Below are 17,995 nucleotides of genomic sequence, written 5' to 3'. Positions count from 1 at the left end.
TTTCAGGAATGATCGAACCTGGTTTTCGCCTTCCAGCAGTAGTCATGCTGCCAGCCTGTTCTCCCGACGATGGAATCTGGCAGCCATGGCGGCTCCCATGCCCAACAGGCCAGCTATGATCAGCAGGATCACACCCGTGCTGCCGGTCAGGGGCAGAATGGCCAACTGGTCGTAAGTGTAGGGCAGGGTCTGATCCTTTTGATTCACGCCTACCAGGCTCCATTGGATAACGGTATCCACCTGCCCGGGCCTGTAGCGCGGAGTGACTGCAGACCAGGTGCCGTTCTGGTATTGCGGGGTTCCCTCTGTAGTCAGTCCGGCGAAGGTGACCGTCTTAACTTGGCTTCTGATCACAACAGCCTGTGGCGTCTTGCTGTTCAGGTCCGGTCCGGATTGGTCGTCGCCCAGCTGGCCGGCATCGTCGGCACCCCATCCGTAGGCCAGGCCGTCGGAGCCTAGGGCTAGTGAGCTCGGGTCGCCCGTGCTGACGGCAGTAAAGGTGAAATCTGTAGGCGCATCTTTGGGTTTGGCCAAGGATGTTGGGTCTGAGCCTTCTGCGGCATTGCTCCAGGTCAGGATCTGTCCATCGGAGCCCAGTGCGGAGGATGCTCCGGTGCCGGCGCTGATCTGCGTGATGGCAAACCCCGTCGGCAGTCCGTCGGGAAGGGTCAATAGGGCAGGGGTTTTCTTGTTCTCGCCCTTGACCTGTCCCCAGGTCCAGATGCGTCCTTGGGAGTCCAGGGCCAGCGCTTGGTGGTCTCCGGCGCTGATGGCGCTCATCTCGCCCGTCAATCCTTGAACGACAGACGGCGTGGGGTTGGCGCCGTCAGCGATCACTGGTAGGGAGGGATCGCCCAGCTGGCCGGAATCATTGGTGCCCCAGGCGTAGACTTGTCCATCCACGGTCATGGCTAGCGAATACCGGCTTCCGGCACTTATTGCCGTTGTGGTAGCCGGGATTCCGGTCACCATAGCAGGGCTGGTTCGCCCGTCTGGCGAGACGGTATCGCCGCCGGCATTATCCAAGCCTAGCTGGCCGTATTGGTTGGCGCCCCAGGACCAGACTCGTCCCTGGGAATCCAGAGCCAAGGCATGTCCACCGCCGGCACTGATGGACCGGATCTTATCCGGCAGACCAGGTACCGGATGGGGCCGGCCCTGGGCATTCAGGGTGGAGTCGCCCAGCTGGCCAATGTCGTTGTTGCCCCAGGCGTAGACCTTTCCATCGGAACCCAGAGCAAGGCCATAATCCCGGCCCGCGCTGACCTGGGTGAAGACGAAGTTGGCTTCCGCCTTCTCGGGCATGTCCACTCGGACCGGCATGGTGCTGGTGCTGCCCTTGGAGATGTTCGCGTTGCCCAGCTGGCCGCTGTCGTTCTTGCCCCAGGCGTAGGCCTTCCCGTCGGATCCCAGGGCCAGGGACCAGTGGGAACCGGCACTGACCTGGCTGAAGCGAATTCCTCGCAGGGCTGGCGGTGTCAGGGTGACCTTCGTTCCGCCCACCTCGGTTCCATGGTCTGGTGTCATGGTCCAGTTCTGACTCTCAGGGCTCCAGTGGGCCTTGAGCGTCATGGAGCTGGTGACTGGCTTGGAGAAGTCGTAAGCGGTCTTGCCTAGGAACCAGCCATCGAAGCGATAGCCGGCCTTGGTCGGGTCAGCGCTGGGGCGGACTGCCCGCTCTCCCGCTTCCAGACTCTGGCTGGGTGGCGCTGGTGAATCGCTCTCCGACTGGAAGGTTACGGTCACCCCGCCCGATAGGTAACGGAAGGGCAGGTGGATCTCGGTCTGTTCTTGGTCGTTCAAGGTCCATGTCAGGGCCACATCCACCAGCCCTGGTGCGTGCGGTGGGGTGGTAGCCGTCCAGGTCCCGTCCTTTTGCGCCTTCATTCCGGTGGTGATATCCGTTGTGTCGAATTGGAGTCCGGTCAGTTTTGCCGGCCAGGGGAAGGCGACCGCGGAGGGCCGGTTATGAAAGTTATCGCCGCTGGTGCCTTGACCCAGCTGGCCGTCGTCGTCACGTCCCCAGCTGTAGGTCTGGCCGTCGTCGCCGATAGCCAGATTAAAATCCTCGCCAGCGCTGATGCTGATCCAGTGCCGACCGGCAAGCTTTGGATCTTCCAAGCGTTCCGGAGTGGTCTGGGGGCTGTCTGCTGCAGAGGTCTTGCCGTCGCCCATTTGTCCGTAGGTGTTGTCGCCCCAGGTCCAGATATTGCCATCTGAATCCAGAGCTATGGCGTGATTGGAACCGTAATGGTGGCCACTAGCGATGGCGGTAATTCTGGTCCCCTGGGGGAAGCTGACCTGGACGGGGTCTTTGAACACCTCGGTCTTGCTGGCGCTTGACCCGTTGCCGATCTGGCCGTTTTCGTTCATTCCCCAGGTCCAGACCCTTCCCTGGTCATCCAGGGCCAGAGTGTTTTCGGAGCCGTCTGCGATGGCCACCACATGGACCTTATCAAGGCCGTTGATCTTGATCGGCGTATAGTTTCCTACGACCGCGCCGGCGGATGGATCCAACTGGTGGTAAAGGTTGCTTCCCCATGACCATACCGTGCCAGCGTCGTCGAGAGCTGTTGAGTAGTTCATTCCTGCCTGCACAGCTATGATTTTGTGGTTCTTATCGAATCCCTGGATGAGGCTGGGCGTGGAGTCGCATATGCCGTCGCACTTATGGCGGCCGGTTTCTCCTTCACTGCAGGTTCCCCAGCCATAAACGTTGCCATCCGATCCTATGGCCAGGGTGTGATTGTGACTGCCGGTGACGGCCTTGTAGGTGAATCCGGCCGGCGCTCCTTCAGGCAGCATCACCTTGACCAGGTATTCCGAATAGTTATGCATGCCGCTGTCAGCCACATTCGGGTTGCCCAAGGTCTTCAGATAGTTGTATCCCCAGGACCAGAGGGTGCCATGGTTGTCCAGGGCCATGCTGAAGAACCGACTAGCGTTGACACTGACAAACCGAAAATCCTTGTCATTGCGGGCTTCTTCGGGCCGGGGCACCCTTATGGGCGTCGACCGGTTGACAATGGTGCCATCGCCTAGCTGACCAGCACGGTTAAAGCCCCAGGCGTAGACGTTGCCATCCGATCCCAAAGCCAGGGAGAACCGGGTGCCTGCACTAACCTGGCTGAAACGGACACCGGAGGGCGGGGGTGGGGTCAGGGTCACCCCGGTGCCTCCTGATTCTGGTCCCTCTTGCGGTTGCATGGTCCAGGTCTGGTCGGCGCGGGCCCACTTGGCTTTCAGGGTCAGGTCCGCATGCACAGGAGCGGAGAAGTCATAGGCTACCTTGCCTGCGAACCATCCTTCGAGAATGAATCCTCGGCGGGTGGGTTCAGGACTGGGGCGCGCAACCTGGGCGCCATCAGCTACAGTCGAAGTTGTCGGAGTTGCGGACTGCATGTTGTAGTCGAAAGTGACTGTGTGGCTGGTGGTATTCGATGGGGCAGAGGCAGTTGAGGTCGGCTCCGAGGAACCTGCTGTGCCGGGCGAAGGCGAGGACGGCGAGGTGGGTGATGTGCTGGCGGCAGGCGCTGATTGTCCTGTTGCCGCCGCACCAGAGCCATTGGACAGGGTGGGCATGCCAGACGGCGACGATGAAGGACCGGGAGCAACCGAAGGAATCTGTCCGGGAGTGTTGGTTCCAGTACCAATTGCTCCAGTTCCCTGAGTTGCGACTGCGGTCTCATTGGATTCCGGCGCTGCTTGACCGAATTGCAGGCCGAGCATGCTGCAGGCGACCAAGACGCAGCATAGGCTGACGAGCAGTGTGACGCGACGACTACGTACCATCTTCATGTGAAGGCATCCTCCCCCATGCGTCCGGCACTTGTATAGGCAGGTGTAGGCGAACGAGACTCTCTCCCCAAGAGTCAATAATCCCATCCACTACAATAACACCAGTGTCACAGTGGTGGCAGGGCTTGTCGTAGTCACCTATGGCGTTTGATTAGACTGGTAATTTATGAGCGATGCGAAGATGGAAACAGTGATCGATGACCAGGTGCAGAGCGGGGGTCCACAGGCCCAGGCTGCCCGCCAGGTGGAGGAACTGCGTGCCGATGTGGACACCATCGATGCCGCCGTTGTCGCCATGCTGGCCGAACGGTTCAGGGTGACCCACCGCATTGGGCTGCTCAAGGCTCAGGCAGGATTCGCCTCGGCGGATATGCGCCGGGAGAGCACACAGATAACTGCCTTGCGAGACAAGGCTGATGATTACGGGCTGGACCCGGATCTGGCCGAGGCCTATCTGCATCTGGTGGCCGATGCCGCCAAGCGCGACCACGAACGGCTGGCCGATCAGGCCAACTTACACTGAGGAAATCCATCGTATGGTCATGGCCGACGGCTCGGATCAATTCCTATGCCGTCGGCCACAAGGTATCAGCGAGTGCTGGTTAGAGTCTGACGAGCCATTTCCAAGTAATGCTGTCTTGCTGCCAGGACAGTCACCGTTATGAAAAGTCCGACAAGCAGCACGATGAGCAGACCCTGGCTACCGGTCAGAGGCAGAATATCCTTGTATGTAAAGGGCAGATTCTCGGTTTGAGGGTTGCCTTGGCCCACATTCCAGGTGATGTTGACTGTTGTCCGGCCCGCCTTGAACGCTGGGGTATAGAAGGTCCAGGTATTCCATGATCCCCATGCGTCGGCTGTGCCGCTCCGGGTCAGTTCAAGAACTGCGGCAGTATCCGGATCCGTGCCGACTGTGACCGAGCTGATGGTCAATTGCGGCGGGCAGACCAAGGTGGCTGCCTTGACGGAAGTGCTGTCCAAATTGGTTCCTAGCTGTCTGCTGCTGTTGTCGCCCCAACCATAGGCCATGTCGTTGGAGTCGATGGCCAGGACTTGGCGCTCGCCTGCACTGATCTGTATGGTGCTGCCGTCCTTGTTCACCAGAACGGGGGATGCGCTGATGGATCCCGTGACGGAGACATTGCCCAGGGCGTTTTGACCGTTGTTTCCCCAGGTGTAGATTCGTCCTTTGTCGTCGATTCCTGCGCAGAACCATCCTCCGGCGCTGATCTCGGTGGGTTTGAATCCATCGCTGCCTCCGTCGGGATCGGCCACCAGGGTTGGTATTGCGGCATCATTGGTGTCTCCGGTGCCCAGTCGCCCGTCGGTATTCGCACCCCAGGCGTAGGCTTTGCCGTCTCTGCCAATGGCCAGGGAGTGCGAGCCTCCCGCGCTGACCTGGGTGGCGAAGAATCCTATCGATCCGTCCTCATATTGCATGGGTGACGACACCGACACAGGAGTGGCCTGTGAGACTTTGGCATTGTTGCCCAGTCTGCCGCTGTCGCCGTATCCCCAGGCGTAGGTTTGCCCGCTTATGCCGATGATCAGAGAGTGCTGATAACCCGCACTGACCTGTCTGACTTGGAACCCAGGGCTGGTGGCGCTTGCGTTGACGGCTACAGGAGCAGGGGCGTTCCCGGTCGTGTTGCCGTCGCCTACCTGTCCGCCGTTGCTCCTGTCCCCCCAGGCATAGGCCTGATGATCCTTGCCGACGGCCAGGGAATGATAGCCTCCTGCGCTTACCTGGGTGTAGGCGAAGTCAGTACCTGCACCGGATGGCTTCTTCACTTGGACGGGCGTCGTATTGGGGCCGCCTGCAGCGCCCTTGCCAAGCTGCCCCCTGCTGTTGTCTCCCCAGGCGTATGCATTGCCGTCACTGCCGAGGGCCAACGAGAATCCATATCCTGCGCTTACCTGGGTGTAGGCGAAATCGGTACCTGCACCGGATGGCTTCTTCACTTGGACGGGCGTCTTGCTGCTGTCCTTGCTACCGTTGCCGAGCTGTCCCGTGCTGTTGTTTCCCCAGGCGTAGGCGTTGCCGTCACTGCCGACAGCCAGGGTATGGTTTTTGCCTGTGCTGACCTGGGCGAAGCGGATGCCGCGCTGCGAGGGCGGAGTGATGGTGACCTGGTATCCGCCAGTGGATGGACTGACGGTTGGGTCGACAGTAGTTGGAGCCGAAGGCGTCCAGTGCGCGACCAGGGTCAACGGGTCCGTGACCGGCTTGCCGAAATCGTAGGCCACATTGGAACTGCCGTCATCCGCTTTGACGAACCACCCGTCAAAGAGGAAGCCCGTCTTGGCCACGGTCTGTCGGGGTACCAATTCGCCTTCCTCGATGTCTTTGCTTGTCCATGCAGCTCCAGTACCTCCCTCAGGGTCAAGCGTTATGCGCTTCTTGGTCCGATCGAAGGTGTAGTCGAATTGCTGTGTCTGCCTTGAGTCTCCGGTATCGTCGGCAATAGTCCATGTGATGGTGAAACTGGAGGGGCCGTACGGGTACGCGGGCGTAACAAAGGTCCAATCCTGGTTTGCATCCCAGGTGTCTTTGCCTGTCTGGGTCAGGTTCGTGGCTGGCTTGGTGCTGCTGGCCATGGTGCCGAAGATGACCTTAATCAGGGTGATCTGCGGCGACTGTGTGGTGCCAGGCACTGAGGTTGCCCCGGTTCGTCCGAGCTGGTTGTAGTAGCTGTATCCCCAGGTGTAGAGCAATCCGTCAGACCCGACGGCTGTCTGGTGATGGCTGGAGGTGGACACTGCGGAAGCCTTTACCGACTGGGCCAGGGTGATGGCTTTCGGATTGGTCTGCCATGCCGTATTGTCGTTCACGCCGTTGCCCAGCTGGCCGTAGCCCTCCTTGCCCCAGGTATAGATCCTTCCGCTGTCGTCTATGGCTTCCGATCCATCGTCGCCTGCGCTGATGGCGGTGATGTTGACGGGCTCGTCTCCGAAACTGATCGCGGTGGATCCTCTCGTGCTGACGTTGGTATCTGTAGTGGAGCCGATGGCGGTGCCGGAACCCCATCCATAGAGGTCATGATCCGTATCCAGTGCCAACACGTGTTGATAGCCCGCGCTAATGGCGATATAGAACCGGGTATCAGGCTGTCCGGTGCCCAGGTCTTGGACACGTGTCGGAGTCGGACTGTCATTAGGGGCGCCGTTGCCAAGCTGCCCCTTGTCGTTCTGGCCCCAAGTCCAGGCGTGGCCTTGACTGTCCAGGGCTGTGCCTGTGGCGAACCCTGCGCTGATGGCGGTTATGTTGGACAGCGCCGCGACCTTGGTGGGGGAGGGATGGCTGCCACCGTCTGAGCTGCCGTTGCCGAGCTGGCCTTTAGCGTTGTTGCCCCAAGTGTAGACTGTACCGTCCGAGGCCAGGGCCATGGCGTATGCCCGTCCCGCGCTGATTGCGGTGATTTTGGCATCGCCTGTCTGTGCCTTTACTGGTTCGTTGGAATTATCGGTAGTGCCGTTGCCGAGTTGTCCCTTACCGTTGTTGCCCCAGGTGTAGACCGTGCCGTCCGATGCCAGGGCCATGGAATAAGCATCGCCGGCGCTGACGGCTATGAAGATTTTTCCTTTTATGGCATCATTTTCGGTAATCCGCACAGGTGTCGCCGCCGTGCCTGAGCTTTTGCTGTTCCCAAGTGCACCGCTGGCCTGATTTCCCCAGGCGTAGACGTGTCCGTCAGAACCCACAGCCAGGGTGTGGTAGCGCCCGGCGCTGGCCTGGGCAAACCTCACTGCTCTGGGCTTGGGGGGAGTCAGGGTGATTTTGGAACCCCCGGTGTCGTCGCCATGGAGGGCATCCGAGGTCTTCCATTTCATGTCTGACGAAGACCAATGCGCTTTCAGATTCACCGGCTCGGTGACAGGACTGCTGAAGTCGTAGGCCACATTGGAGCTGCCGTCTGCCTCCTTGATGAACCAGCCGTCGAAGAGGAAACCTTCCTTGGTGACGGTGGGACGCGAAGCCTGCTTGCCTGCGGTGACGAACTGGTCCGAGGCTGATGAGCCTCCGTCCGAATCAAAAGTGACCTTCTGGGCAGTGGGTGTGAATGTATAGTTGCCGATGCTTTGCCCCTGCTGTGCAGCACCGCCAATGGACCATTGACCATCGTTGATCCTGATCTTGGTGGTTCCGTAAGTGTGGTGCGGGGTAGTGACCGTCCATGGGGTATTTGAACTCCAGGTGTCGTCGCCTGCTGAGGTTCGGTTAATCGGGCTGTTGGTGTCGGTCTTGGCTACATCCGTCCTGCCGAAGGTCACCTTGGCCAGATCTATCTGGGGCGGGCCGACCGCTGCAGGCGTGGTCTGCGAACCGCTTTGAGGTCCCTTGCTGCCTTGTCCCAGCTTGCCGTTTTTCGCTTCCCCCCAGCTGTAGGGGAGCCCGTCCGAACCAATGGCCAGGCTGTGCCGACAGACATCGAATGCAGTGACCGTGACGCCTGTCAAGCTCACCTTGGTCATAGTTGATTTGGGCTTTGTGGTGCCGTCGCCCAGCTGGCCGCTGGAATTGCTGCCGAACATATACAGGCTGCCCGCAGAGTCGACCACCGCAGAGGAGTAGTCCCCGGCGCTGGCTGAAACAGGCGTCGCCGCTTCCGTGGGCAAACTTACTAGGCTGGGATAGAAGGAGTGGACGCTGTCGGCATTGGCGTCATTGCCCTTGGTCAGGGGATAACCCCAGTAGTACACCTTGCCTGTATTGCTCAGTGCCAGGACGTGCAGGTACCCTGCATCGATGTCGGTGTAGACAGTGCTGTCTGGGTTGCCGGTCGAGTCGCCGTAAATGCGCGATGGAGTGTAGACATTGGAACCACTGCTGGTGCCGTCCATGGTGCCGATGCTGAGCTGGCCGCCCTGGTTGCGTCCCCAGGCGTAGGCATGTCCTTGGCTGTCCAGCGCCGTTTGAAAATCGTATCCGGCACTGATGGTGGTGAAGGTGACGCCGGATGAAGAGACCGCTGCTGGTGAAGAGTTGACGTTGACGCCCGTGCGCCCGTTGCCGAGCTGGCCGTATTGATTGTCTCCCCATGTGTAGATCGTCCCGCTTGAGGACAGGGCCATGGCATGCCAGTATCCGGCGCTGATGGCGGTGATGGTGGCATTAAGATTCGCCTTTACCGGTACTGAAGAATTCGTGGTGGACCCGTTGCCGAGTTCGCCGCGACTGTTGTCGCCCCAGGTGTAGACGGTGCCGTCCGAGGCTAGGGCCATGGAGAATGTGGTTCCCGCGCTGACGGATATGAAGGTCTTTCCCTTGATGGCCTCGTTTTCAGTGATCCGCACCGGCGTGTTTTTGTTGATTGTGGTGCTGTCGCCAAGCTCGCCCTTGCTGTTGTCGCCCCAGGCGTAGACGTGGCCGTCCGAACCTACGGCCAGGGTGTGGTCGTGGCCGGCGCTGACCTGTGCAAATCTCACTCCTCTGGGCTTGGGGGGAGTCAGGGTGATTGCAGAGCCCCCGGTGTCGCCACCGCTGACGTCGGCTGTTGCCCACTGGGCGTCGTTGACCGACGACCAACGGGCCGTCAGCGACTGCGTGCTGGTGACCGGCTTGCCGAAGTCATAGGCCACATCGGAGCCTTTGAGGAACCATCCGTCAAACAGGTAGCCTGATTTGGTGACGGTAGGAGGGGATGCCAGATGACCTGAGGTTACTGTTTGGCTCAGGGCTGGCGAGCCGGATACCAGCGAGCCCCCGTCAGGCTCGAAAGTGAGGGTATATGAGGATGAATCCCTGGTCTGGGGTGACTTGTCTCTCGGTGAGCTGTCCCTGAACGGTCTGTCCGCCCTTTTGCTGTTGAATGGTTGGACGGCCTTGAATGGTGAAGGATTGTTACTGGCCAACGGTGACGGTGAGACGGTCGGGGCAGCGGCTCCAGCCTGTGCCTCGCTGCCTGCCCGGAGCAATGGACTTGCGCTGCTGTCAGGATTGGGCGAGGGCGATTCTGTGGCAGATGCCGGTGTCATGTCGCCGGTGGTTGCGTATGCGCCTGTTGATGCTCCGATCAGCGCCAGCCCAATCATGGCTGTCAACGTCACCAGTCTGCGGATGCCATGAGCATTCCCCATTCGACTCTTCCTCCCCAAGCGTGCCGATTCCCCAGGTTGTGGCCCCAAAATCTGCGTCGACGCACACTAAAATAAAGTCCCTCTATAACTTTTACTGTAGCATTACAATCTTTGGGCGGTTCTTGATGTCGTAATCAGGGTGTTGCAGGGCAAATTCATTGCGAAAAGCATGCTGTTGATTATGGAAGCTGTACTTTTTGCATGAACGACGATGGCTTGACTGGCATTGCAGATTGCCCTTGTCGCCAGTGACACGGATAAGAAAACCGAGGCGGTGCCTATGGCTGAACCGCCTCGGTTGCATTGGGGAATTGTGGAGCCTACTTGCGAGGCTTCTTGGCCGGGGGCTCGCCCAGCTGGCTGGCTGTCACCCGGATGCCCGACTCATCCTCGTCGACTCCTGCCGCCTCGGGCTGGGTGGTCTCCTCGACTAGATCCAGATCTCCTATGACTCTGCCCGCTTCGGCTATGTCGTCCAGGGCAGTCTTGACGGCTTCCAGTCCCTCCGGCGCAACGCTCAAGGAGGCGGAGAGGATGGGTGTTTTCATGGAGACCTTGGCCTCGGACTTGATCCGCCGCAGTGAAGCCAAAGCCGTGCCTGCCCAGGCCAATAGAGCCGGATCCTGGTCCTGGGCAGCCGCTCTATAGTCTTCCGAACGAGGCCAGGAGGCCCTGTGAACCGATCCGTCTCCCTGGTGCATCCATTGCCATGCTTCCTCGGTGGCGAAGGGCAGGAAGGGGGCCAGGAGACGGTCGAGAGCGTCCAGGACCAGTCCCAGGGTCGTGCGGGCACTGAGCACCTGGGCCTCATCAGGGGTCCTGCCGGTGGCATCCGCAGTTCCGTAGGCCCGGTTCTTGGCCAGCTCGATGTAGTTGTCACAGAAGTCCCAGAAGAAGGACTCAGTCACCTCCAGGGCCTTGGAGTGCTCGTATGATTCCAGAGCCTTGGTGGCCTGGTCGATCACCTGGGCAAGGCCGGCCAGAACTGCGCGATCCAGAGGAACCGTGACGTCGGCAGGGTTCCAGGTGGCCTCCGCTGCCTGGGTGACCTTATGATTCTCATCTTCACGCCCGATGGCCAGGGCGAATTTGACGGCGTTGAGGAGTTTGACAGCCAGGCGGCGGCCGATTTTCATCTGCCCCTCATCGTAGGTGGCATCCAGGCCCAACCGGGCGCAGGATGCCCAGTAGCGCACAGCATCGGCGCCATACTTCTTGATGGGTTCGTCCGGCACCACCACATTGCCCTTGGACTTGCTCATCTTCTTGTGGTCCGGATCCAGGATCCAGCCCGACAGGGTGGTGTCGCTCCAGGGCAGGCAACCGTTCTCCAGATGAGCGCGGTCCATGGAGCTGAAGAGCCAGGTACGAATGATGTCCTGTCCCTGGGGACGCAGGTCCATGGGGAAGGTGGCCTTGAAGAGGGCCTGATCCTGCTCGCCTGGTTCGGCCCAGTGGGTTACGATCTGGGGGGTCAGGGAGCTGGTGGCCCAGGTGTCCATAATGTCCTTCTCGGCCGTGAAGCCGCCGGGCTGGTCGCGCTGGGATTCCTCGAAGCCCTCGGGCACATCGCTGCTGGGGTCGATGGGGAGCCTGTCCTCGGCCGGGGTGATGGGATGGGCGTAGTCGGTCTCGCCGTTCTCCTTGACCGGGTACCAGAGGGGGAAGGGGACGCCGAAGAAGCGCTGCCGGGAGATCAGCCAGTCGCCGTTTAGTCCTTCGACCCAGTTGTTGTAGCGCACCCGCATGAAGTCCGGATGGAAGTTGAGCTCCTTGCCGCGCTCCAGCAGCTCCTGATTCAGTTTCTGATCGGTGCCGCCGTTGCGCAGGTACCACTGACGGGAGGTGACGATCTCCAGGGGCTTGTCGCCCTTCTCGTAGAAGTTGGTCATGCGCTTGGTGGGCTTGGGCTCGCCGTCCAGATCGCCGGACTCGCGCAGAGCGTCCACGATGATCTTGCGGGCTGAGAAGGTGGTCTTGCCTTCGGTCTGTTCGAAGATGCGCCGTCCGCTTTCATCGGTGATCCAATCCGGCACGTCCATGACGATTCGTCCGTTGCGCTGGATGATGGACCTGGTGGGCAGGTTCAGATCCCGCCACCACTGCACGTCGGTCACGTCGCCGAAGGTGCAGCACATGGCGATGCCGGCGCCCTTGTCCATCTCAGCGGCGGGGTGGGCCAGAATGGGTACCTCGACCTTGAACAGGGGGGAGTAGACCTTCTGCCCGAAGTACTTCTGGTAGCGTTTGTCGTCCGGGTGGGCGATCAGGGCGCCGCAGGCTGCCAGCAGCTCAGGCCTGGTGGTCTCGATATATATCGGCGTGCCGTCCGCAAACCGGAAGGCCACCCGGTGGTAGAAGCCGTCATACTCGCGCGACTCCAGTTCGGCCTGGGCCACGGCGGTCTGGAAGGTCACGTCCCAGAGTCCCGGGGCCTCCTTCTGGTAGGCCTCGCCCCGGGCTAGATTCCGAAGGAAGGCCTTCTGCGCCACCCGGCGGGGATGTTCGCCGATGGTGTGGTAAGTCTGCGACCAGTCCACCGACAGGCCCAGCGACCGCCAGAGCTGCTCGAAAAGCTTCTCGTCCTCGGCGGTCAGTTCCTCACACAGTTCGATGAAGTTCTGCCGGGAGACGGGCACCTGATCCTTGGCACTGATCTTCTTGCCCTTGGTCCCGTGGAAGGGAGGCTTGAAGTTCGGATCGTACTTGAGCGAGGTGTCCACGCGAACCCCGTAGTAGTTCTGGACCCGCCGCTCGGTGGGCAGGCCGTTGTCGTCCCAGCCCATGGGGTAGAAGACGTCGTATCCCTGCATCCGCTTGAACCGGGCGATTACGTCGGTATGGGTGTATGAGAAGACGTGCCCCACATGCAAATGCCCCGAAACCGTGGGCGGCGGGGTGTCGATGGAGTAGACGCCGGAGCGCTCGCGGGTGTTGCGGAAGCGGTAGATGCCGGACTCATCCCAGTCGTGGCACCACTTTTCCTCCAGGCCATCCACGCCCACCCTGTCAGGCAGGGGGGTCAGATGGGCATTGACGATTCCTTGGTGTTCAGCAGACATACCAGCATTTTATGGACGAATGGTGACAAGGAGTCCCGGTCTCCTTAACCCTTGATATGCAGGTTCCACAGGGGCAGGTAGCGGTCCAACAGCGAGCTGGGCATACCCTGGAGTCGGGGAGCGCTCAGGACCAAGGGTGTGCGCTCATAAAGCCAGTCGCTGGGGGAGAGGTCGCTGACCTGTCGGGCGAAAGCCCGCAGCCGCTCGGCATAGGTGTTCTGGTCGGTGCTGGCCTTGACCTGCTTCCAGGATTCCTGGACCTCGGTGTTGTCGAAGAGCATGGTGGCGTTGGGGTCGGCGAAACGGCCGATGTCGTCATTGTCCATGACCAGCAGGGCCATGTCGTAGTCGTGACGGGTGAGCACCTGGTCGCGGAATGCAGCCTGATCCACCATGGAGACCTGGGTGGGGATGCCCACCGCCTTCAGCTGCGTGCTGATCAGATCGCCCACCTGGCTGCCGAATTCCTGGGGATAGACCAGGCGCAGGCCGCCGTGATAGTAGGACTGGGCATAGTAGGAGGCTCGGCGAGCCGCTTGGACACGATCGAATGGGAAGGCCTGCAGACCGGGATCATAGCCTGGGCTGAGCGGGTTGAGTGGTCCACCTAGCGCCTTGGCTGCGCCGCCTTCCAGATCGGCCAGCGCCTGACGGTCCAGGGCGTAGCGAACGGCCTCGCGCACATGTTGGTCGGACAGCAGGCTGGATGCTCCGTTGTTGAAAGCCAGGACCACATTGTTTGTGCTGGGTGTTGCTGTCGGAGCCTTGCCAGCCTGCTTGGCGGTAGCCGGATCCATGTCCACTACAGCGTCCAGACGTCCCTGGTTCAGATCTTTGACGGTCTGCTCGGGGCTGCCGGCATAGCTGAAGATGACCTTGTGGATGGCGGCCTTGTCCGGGCCCCGGTAGGACTTGTTGGTGGTCAGGGTCAGGCTGGTTCCCGGCTGCCAGTCATCCACTTGATATGGGCCTGATCCGGCCGATTGGGTGGAGTAGTTGACGTGGGCCTGGCGATCGTAGACAATACCGGCCTGACCGCTCAGAGCGGTCAGCAGATGGGCATCCGGGCTCTTCAGCCTGATCACCAGGGTGTCATCATCCGGGTTGGTGACCTTGGCCAGGCCATCCAGGTCCTGGTGGCCCTGATACTGGTGGTCGAGGATCTGCCGCAGGGACCAGAGGGCATCCTCTGAGGTCAGCTGGCGTCCGTCGGCGAAGCGGGCATCATTGCGCAGATGAAAGGTGTAGAGCAGCCCATCGGCGGAGATCTCCCAGTTCTGGGCTAGTCCAGGAGTCGGTCGACCTTGGGCGTCGGGCCTGGTCAGGGTCTGGTAGACGTTGCCCATCAGGGCCTGGTCAGTAGCCTGACCGGGCTCGGTGCGGATGTCCAAGGAGACCGGAGCCTGCCGGGCCCGGATGCGCACTACCTGGCCCGAGCCTCCAAGGTTCCAGGGCAGCCGCCAGCCTCCCTGGCCAGTCAACAACGGCCAGGCCATGTAGGTGCCCGCGGTCAGGACCGCCAGTACCAGGATGAAGATGATTCCGGAGCTGATTCGTCTGTGTCTGCCGCTTGCCATGGTTTTGATTCTATCGAGAGGCTGGTCCGGCCAGGAGCTCGGCGCTGGGACATGTCTCGGCCAGTGGGCAGTGCAGGCAGTCAGGCTTGCGGGCGTGGCAGGTGGCCCGGCCGTGGAGGATCAGCCTGTGCGATAGATTGGTCCAGTCCTCGGGCGGGAAGCAGTCGCAGATCTCATGCTCGATCTTCACCGGATCGGGATGGGTGCTGCGCCAGTCGGTCCGCCAGCGCAGGCGGCCGGTGACCCGGGTGACGTGGGTGTCCACAGGGAATCCAGGAATGTTGAAGGCGTTGCCCAGGACCACGTTGGCGGTCTTGCGCCCCACGCCAGGTAGGCTGGTCAGCTCCTCCATGGTCTCAGGGACCTTTCCCCCGTAATCCTCGGTCAGCATCAGGGAGAGCCCCAGCAGGTGGCGGGCCTTGGCGTGGTAGAAGCCTACCGGATGGATGATGGCCTCCAGCTCGGCCGGCTGGGCCTGGGCCATGGCTGCAGGGTCGGGGTAGCGCTCGAAGAGTTCGGGGGTCACCGAGTTGACCCGCTTGTCGGTGGTCTGGGCGCTCAGGACCGTGGCCACCAGCAGTTCAAAGGGGTTGCGGAAGTGCAGGGCGCAGACCGCCTCAGGAAAGACTTGGCAGAGGATGCGGTATTCCTCGTGCATGCGGGTCAGGCGCTGGGCTTTGCTCTCCCTGCCTTGGTGGTGCTTTCGATTGGATGATGCATCAGTCACTATGATCGGTTTTCTTCTTCTTGGCATCTTTGGATTGTTCTGACTGGCTGTCATTTTGCTCGGCGGTATCCGGTTCGCTTCCTGCATCTGTCGTGGCCTTGGGAGCCTGGGCCGTTCTCGCCGATGAGGGCGGGTCGAACCGGTATCCCACATTGCGGACCGTGCCGATCAGGTGCTCGTACTCGCTGCCCAGCTTGGCCCTGAGCCGCCGCACGTGTACATCCACCGTTCTGGTGCCGCCGTAGTAGTCATAGCCCCAGACCTCCTGGAGGAGCTGTGCCCTGGTGAAGACCCTGCCTGGATGCTGAACCAGGTATTTGAGCAACTCGAACTCCTTGTAGGCCAGGTTGATGGGACGGCCGTGGATCCGGGCCGTGTAGCTTTCGGTGTCCACAACCAGGTCACCCGAGCGGACCTGGCCAGTGGGCACCTGATCCTCCGCCTCTTCCGGCTGAGCATCCGGCTTGCGCGTCGGTGTCACGCGCTGACAGACCAAGCGCAACCGGGCCTCGACCTCGGCGGGTGATGCGGACTGAATGATCACATCAGCTACACCCCAGCTGGCATTGACCACGGTGAAGCCACCCTCGCTCAGAATCAGGATGATGGGTGTGGACAGACCAGAGGCTCGGGTCAGGTTGCAGAGGGTCTTGGCCTCGGCCAGGTCGTCGCTGGCATCGATCAGCAGCACGGTATCCTCGGGCATTCTTACCAGGGATGCGGCATCCAGGGGCAGGACGCGCACTCGATGGGAGAGCAGGGCCAAGGCGGGCAGAACCGATGCCGGGTCCTCGGCGCAGGTCATCAGGGTCAGATCCGTCACGGGGGTACCTTCTTCCCTGTCCGTTCGTCCATAGCGGTGGATTCGTTGAACAGTCGTCATCATTGTACAATCGGCCCGTCACAGGGGCTCCGAGTTCACAGGATGGCCTTGCCCTAGGATGTGACGTATGGCTCCCCGACGGGGACAGGCAGGAGGACCCATGGCGCAGACCGTAAAAGAAACCCGGGATGGGCGCGCGCCCGCCCTGACGCAGCTGATGGCCCTGGCGGCCCTGATTCTGCCGGGCGTGGCGACGGGCTTGCTGGCCGCTCCTCGGGTCGCTCGATGGGTGCAGGCCGTTTTGGTCCTAGTGCTGGCATTGGTCCTGTTGGCCTCTTGGCCCCTGGTGGGCAAAGGCATCAGACCCGGTCCTGACCGAGCCATGTCCGGCCTGCTGACCTTGGTCGCTCTGGTGCCGGCACTGGTCGTAAAGGGGCCTGGTGCCCTCTGGGCCTGGCTGTCGACTGCGGCATTCCTGCTGGCCCTCCTGGCCGTGTTCATGTTTGTTCGGCAGATGCTGCGTCGGGACAGGCGGATGGTCATTCGGGGCATTTCCGCAACCGCCATGGGCGGGGTGACCGCCGTCGCTGCCTCGGGGTGGGTCTTCCTGCCAGAGCTGATCAGAGGCCTGCGACCTGACCTGATGCTGATCCTGGTGGTGCTGGTGGCCTTGCTGCTGCTGGTCGGGCTCATGACCTCGGGCTATCGCTGGGCCCAGGAGGCAGCTGATCGGCTTGGGGCCGTAGGTCTGGCGCTGATGTCGGTTCTTTTGGCCGGATCCATCGTGGCTCTGTCCGTCATGGTCTTGCAGACGACGTTCTGAGTCAGGCATTCATCAGGTGATCCAGAAGGATCTGGATGCCCATGACAATCAGAATAATGCCGCCAGCGATTCTGGCAGGCTTGCGCCAGCGGGACCCGACCGCGTATCCGATGCGCAGCCCCAGAATGGAGGCGGCGGCCGTCACCAGCCCGATGACCAGTGCGGACAGCCAGATGTTGATGCCCAGTAGAGCCAGGCCCGCGCCCACTCCGAATGAGTCGATGCTGGTGGCGATGGCCGCAGGAAGCATCTGCCGCCAGGAGAAATTCTCCTCGCCGTCCGCTCCCTCCTCCTTGCCGTAGACGCCCTCTCGGATCATGTTGACCCCGATGGCTGAAAGGATGCCGAAGACAATCCAGTGATCCACGGCGGCCAGGGAGTCCTGCAGCATGGAAGCAGCGAAGTAACCTAGCAGGGGCAGCAGAGTCTGGAATCCACCGAACCAAAGTCCGACCAGCCAATGGTGGCGCGCCCGCAGTCGGTCCACAGACAGCCCCTTGCTGATGGAGACAGCGAAGGCATCAGAAGACACACCTAAAGCGATAAACAACAATCTCAAGAACACGGCATTCCTCGAAAGGGTTCATCCCTGGTGGGATGGGCCTCGACCAGGTCTCCTCAAACCCGCCTACGCCTCGGGAGCGTCGAGCGCGGAACTGCCGATTGGAGTCGGCTTTGAATTCGTTGAATGCCGTTCACATGCTACGCCATAACAATATGGACATAGATTTTACTTGTCAGCGCTGTGATAATCAAGCATGACAGGCTATCCGATCGGCCCCTTAGTGAGCCATGGTCACAGTCAGACTGCCCCCTGCCGCATGGACGGCGCTGATGACCGTGCTCAGCGCCGGATCCCCCTGATTGCTCAGGGCCTTGTAGATGCCCGACCGGGATCGGTCGGCATCAGAGGCGATGGCGCTCATATGCCTCTGTGCTCGTGCCACCTCACCGAGTGCATCTGCGATGATGGCAGCCCCCTGCCGAGAGGTTTCGGCCTTGTCGGCCTCCTCCATGGCAACCTGCAGGTAACGGACGGCCGTTTGCTCGGTATGTATATGGTCGCCTGCATGGAATTCCCTGATCTTCAACGTCATCACAACTCTG

At 61.1% G+C, this 17,995-nt stretch carries 10 protein-coding genes; 2 read left to right on the top strand and 8 right to left on the bottom strand.

Annotated elements, in window-relative coordinates; all coding sequences use genetic code 11:
• Positions 1 to 42: 42 nt before the first annotated feature.
• On the bottom strand, positions 43 to 3,798 hold the full coding sequence (locus P273_RS0102450) for an InlB B-repeat-containing protein (protein ID WP_172637228.1): 3,756 nt from the start codon (positions 3,796 to 3,798) through the stop codon (positions 43 to 45).
• A 166-nt stretch (positions 3,799 to 3,964) separates the two neighbouring features.
• Between P273_RS0102450 and P273_RS0102445 the strand changes: the two genes are divergently transcribed.
• Complete coding sequence (locus tag P273_RS0102445) at positions 3,965 to 4,321, top strand: chorismate mutase (protein ID WP_024626903.1); 357 nt, start codon at positions 3,965 to 3,967, stop codon at positions 4,319 to 4,321.
• A gap of 65 nt (positions 4,322 to 4,386) precedes the next feature.
• Here the strand turns inward: P273_RS0102445 and P273_RS0102440 are convergent, their stop codons facing one another.
• From P273_RS0102440 to P273_RS0102415, 5 genes are all read right to left on the bottom strand, one after another.
• On the bottom strand, positions 4,387 to 9,876 hold the full coding sequence (locus P273_RS0102440; RefSeq protein ID WP_081709212.1) for an InlB B-repeat-containing protein: 5,490 nt from the start codon (positions 9,874 to 9,876) through the stop codon (positions 4,387 to 4,389).
• A 320-nt stretch (positions 9,877 to 10,196) separates the two neighbouring features.
• Positions 10,197 to 12,938 carry a valine--tRNA ligase gene (gene valS / locus P273_RS0102430; RefSeq protein WP_024626900.1) on the bottom strand — a complete coding sequence of 914 codons (2,742 nt, stop codon included), beginning with the start codon at positions 12,936 to 12,938 and terminating at the stop codon, positions 10,197 to 10,199.
• A gap of 44 nt (positions 12,939 to 12,982) precedes the next feature.
• Positions 12,983 to 14,515, bottom strand: coding sequence for an ABC transporter substrate-binding protein (locus P273_RS0102425; protein ID WP_024626899.1), 1,533 nt, complete (start codon positions 14,513 to 14,515; stop codon positions 12,983 to 12,985).
• A gap of 10 nt (positions 14,516 to 14,525) precedes the next feature.
• A complete protein-coding gene (gene nth, locus P273_RS0102420; RefSeq protein ID WP_024626898.1) occupies positions 14,526 to 15,173 on the bottom strand; it encodes an endonuclease III in 648 nt (215 codons plus the stop codon).
• 61 nt (positions 15,174 to 15,234) lie between these two features.
• Entirely contained in the window at positions 15,235 to 16,065 is an 831-nt protein-coding gene (locus P273_RS0102415; RefSeq protein WP_024626897.1) for a response regulator transcription factor, read from the bottom strand.
• A 160-nt stretch (positions 16,066 to 16,225) separates the two neighbouring features.
• Between P273_RS0102415 and P273_RS0102410 the strand changes: the two genes are divergently transcribed.
• Positions 16,226 to 16,888, top strand: a complete 663-nt coding sequence (locus P273_RS0102410; protein WP_024626896.1) for a hypothetical protein — start codon at positions 16,226 to 16,228, stop codon at positions 16,886 to 16,888.
• Between the two features lies 1 nt (position 16,889).
• Here the strand turns inward: P273_RS0102410 and P273_RS0102405 are convergent, their stop codons facing one another.
• Together P273_RS0102405 and P273_RS0102400 are read right to left on the bottom strand one after the other, a co-directional pair.
• Positions 16,890 to 17,453, bottom strand: coding sequence for a manganese efflux pump MntP family protein (locus tag P273_RS0102405; RefSeq protein ID WP_024626895.1), 564 nt, complete (start codon positions 17,451 to 17,453; stop codon positions 16,890 to 16,892).
• Between the two features lie 217 nt (positions 17,454 to 17,670).
• Positions 17,671 to 17,985, bottom strand: coding sequence for an addiction module antidote protein (locus P273_RS0102400; protein WP_024626894.1), 315 nt, complete (start codon positions 17,983 to 17,985; stop codon positions 17,671 to 17,673).
• Positions 17,986 to 17,995: the final 10 nt, after the last annotated feature.

It is taken from the genome of Bifidobacterium sp. A11 (genome assembly GCF_000499185.1).
GTDB classification, from domain to species: domain Bacteria; phylum Actinomycetota; class Actinomycetes; order Actinomycetales; family Bifidobacteriaceae; genus Bombiscardovia; species Bombiscardovia mizhiensis.
Note: the sequence above shows the minus strand (reverse complement) of the source record. Positions and strands in the feature narration are given on the sequence as shown.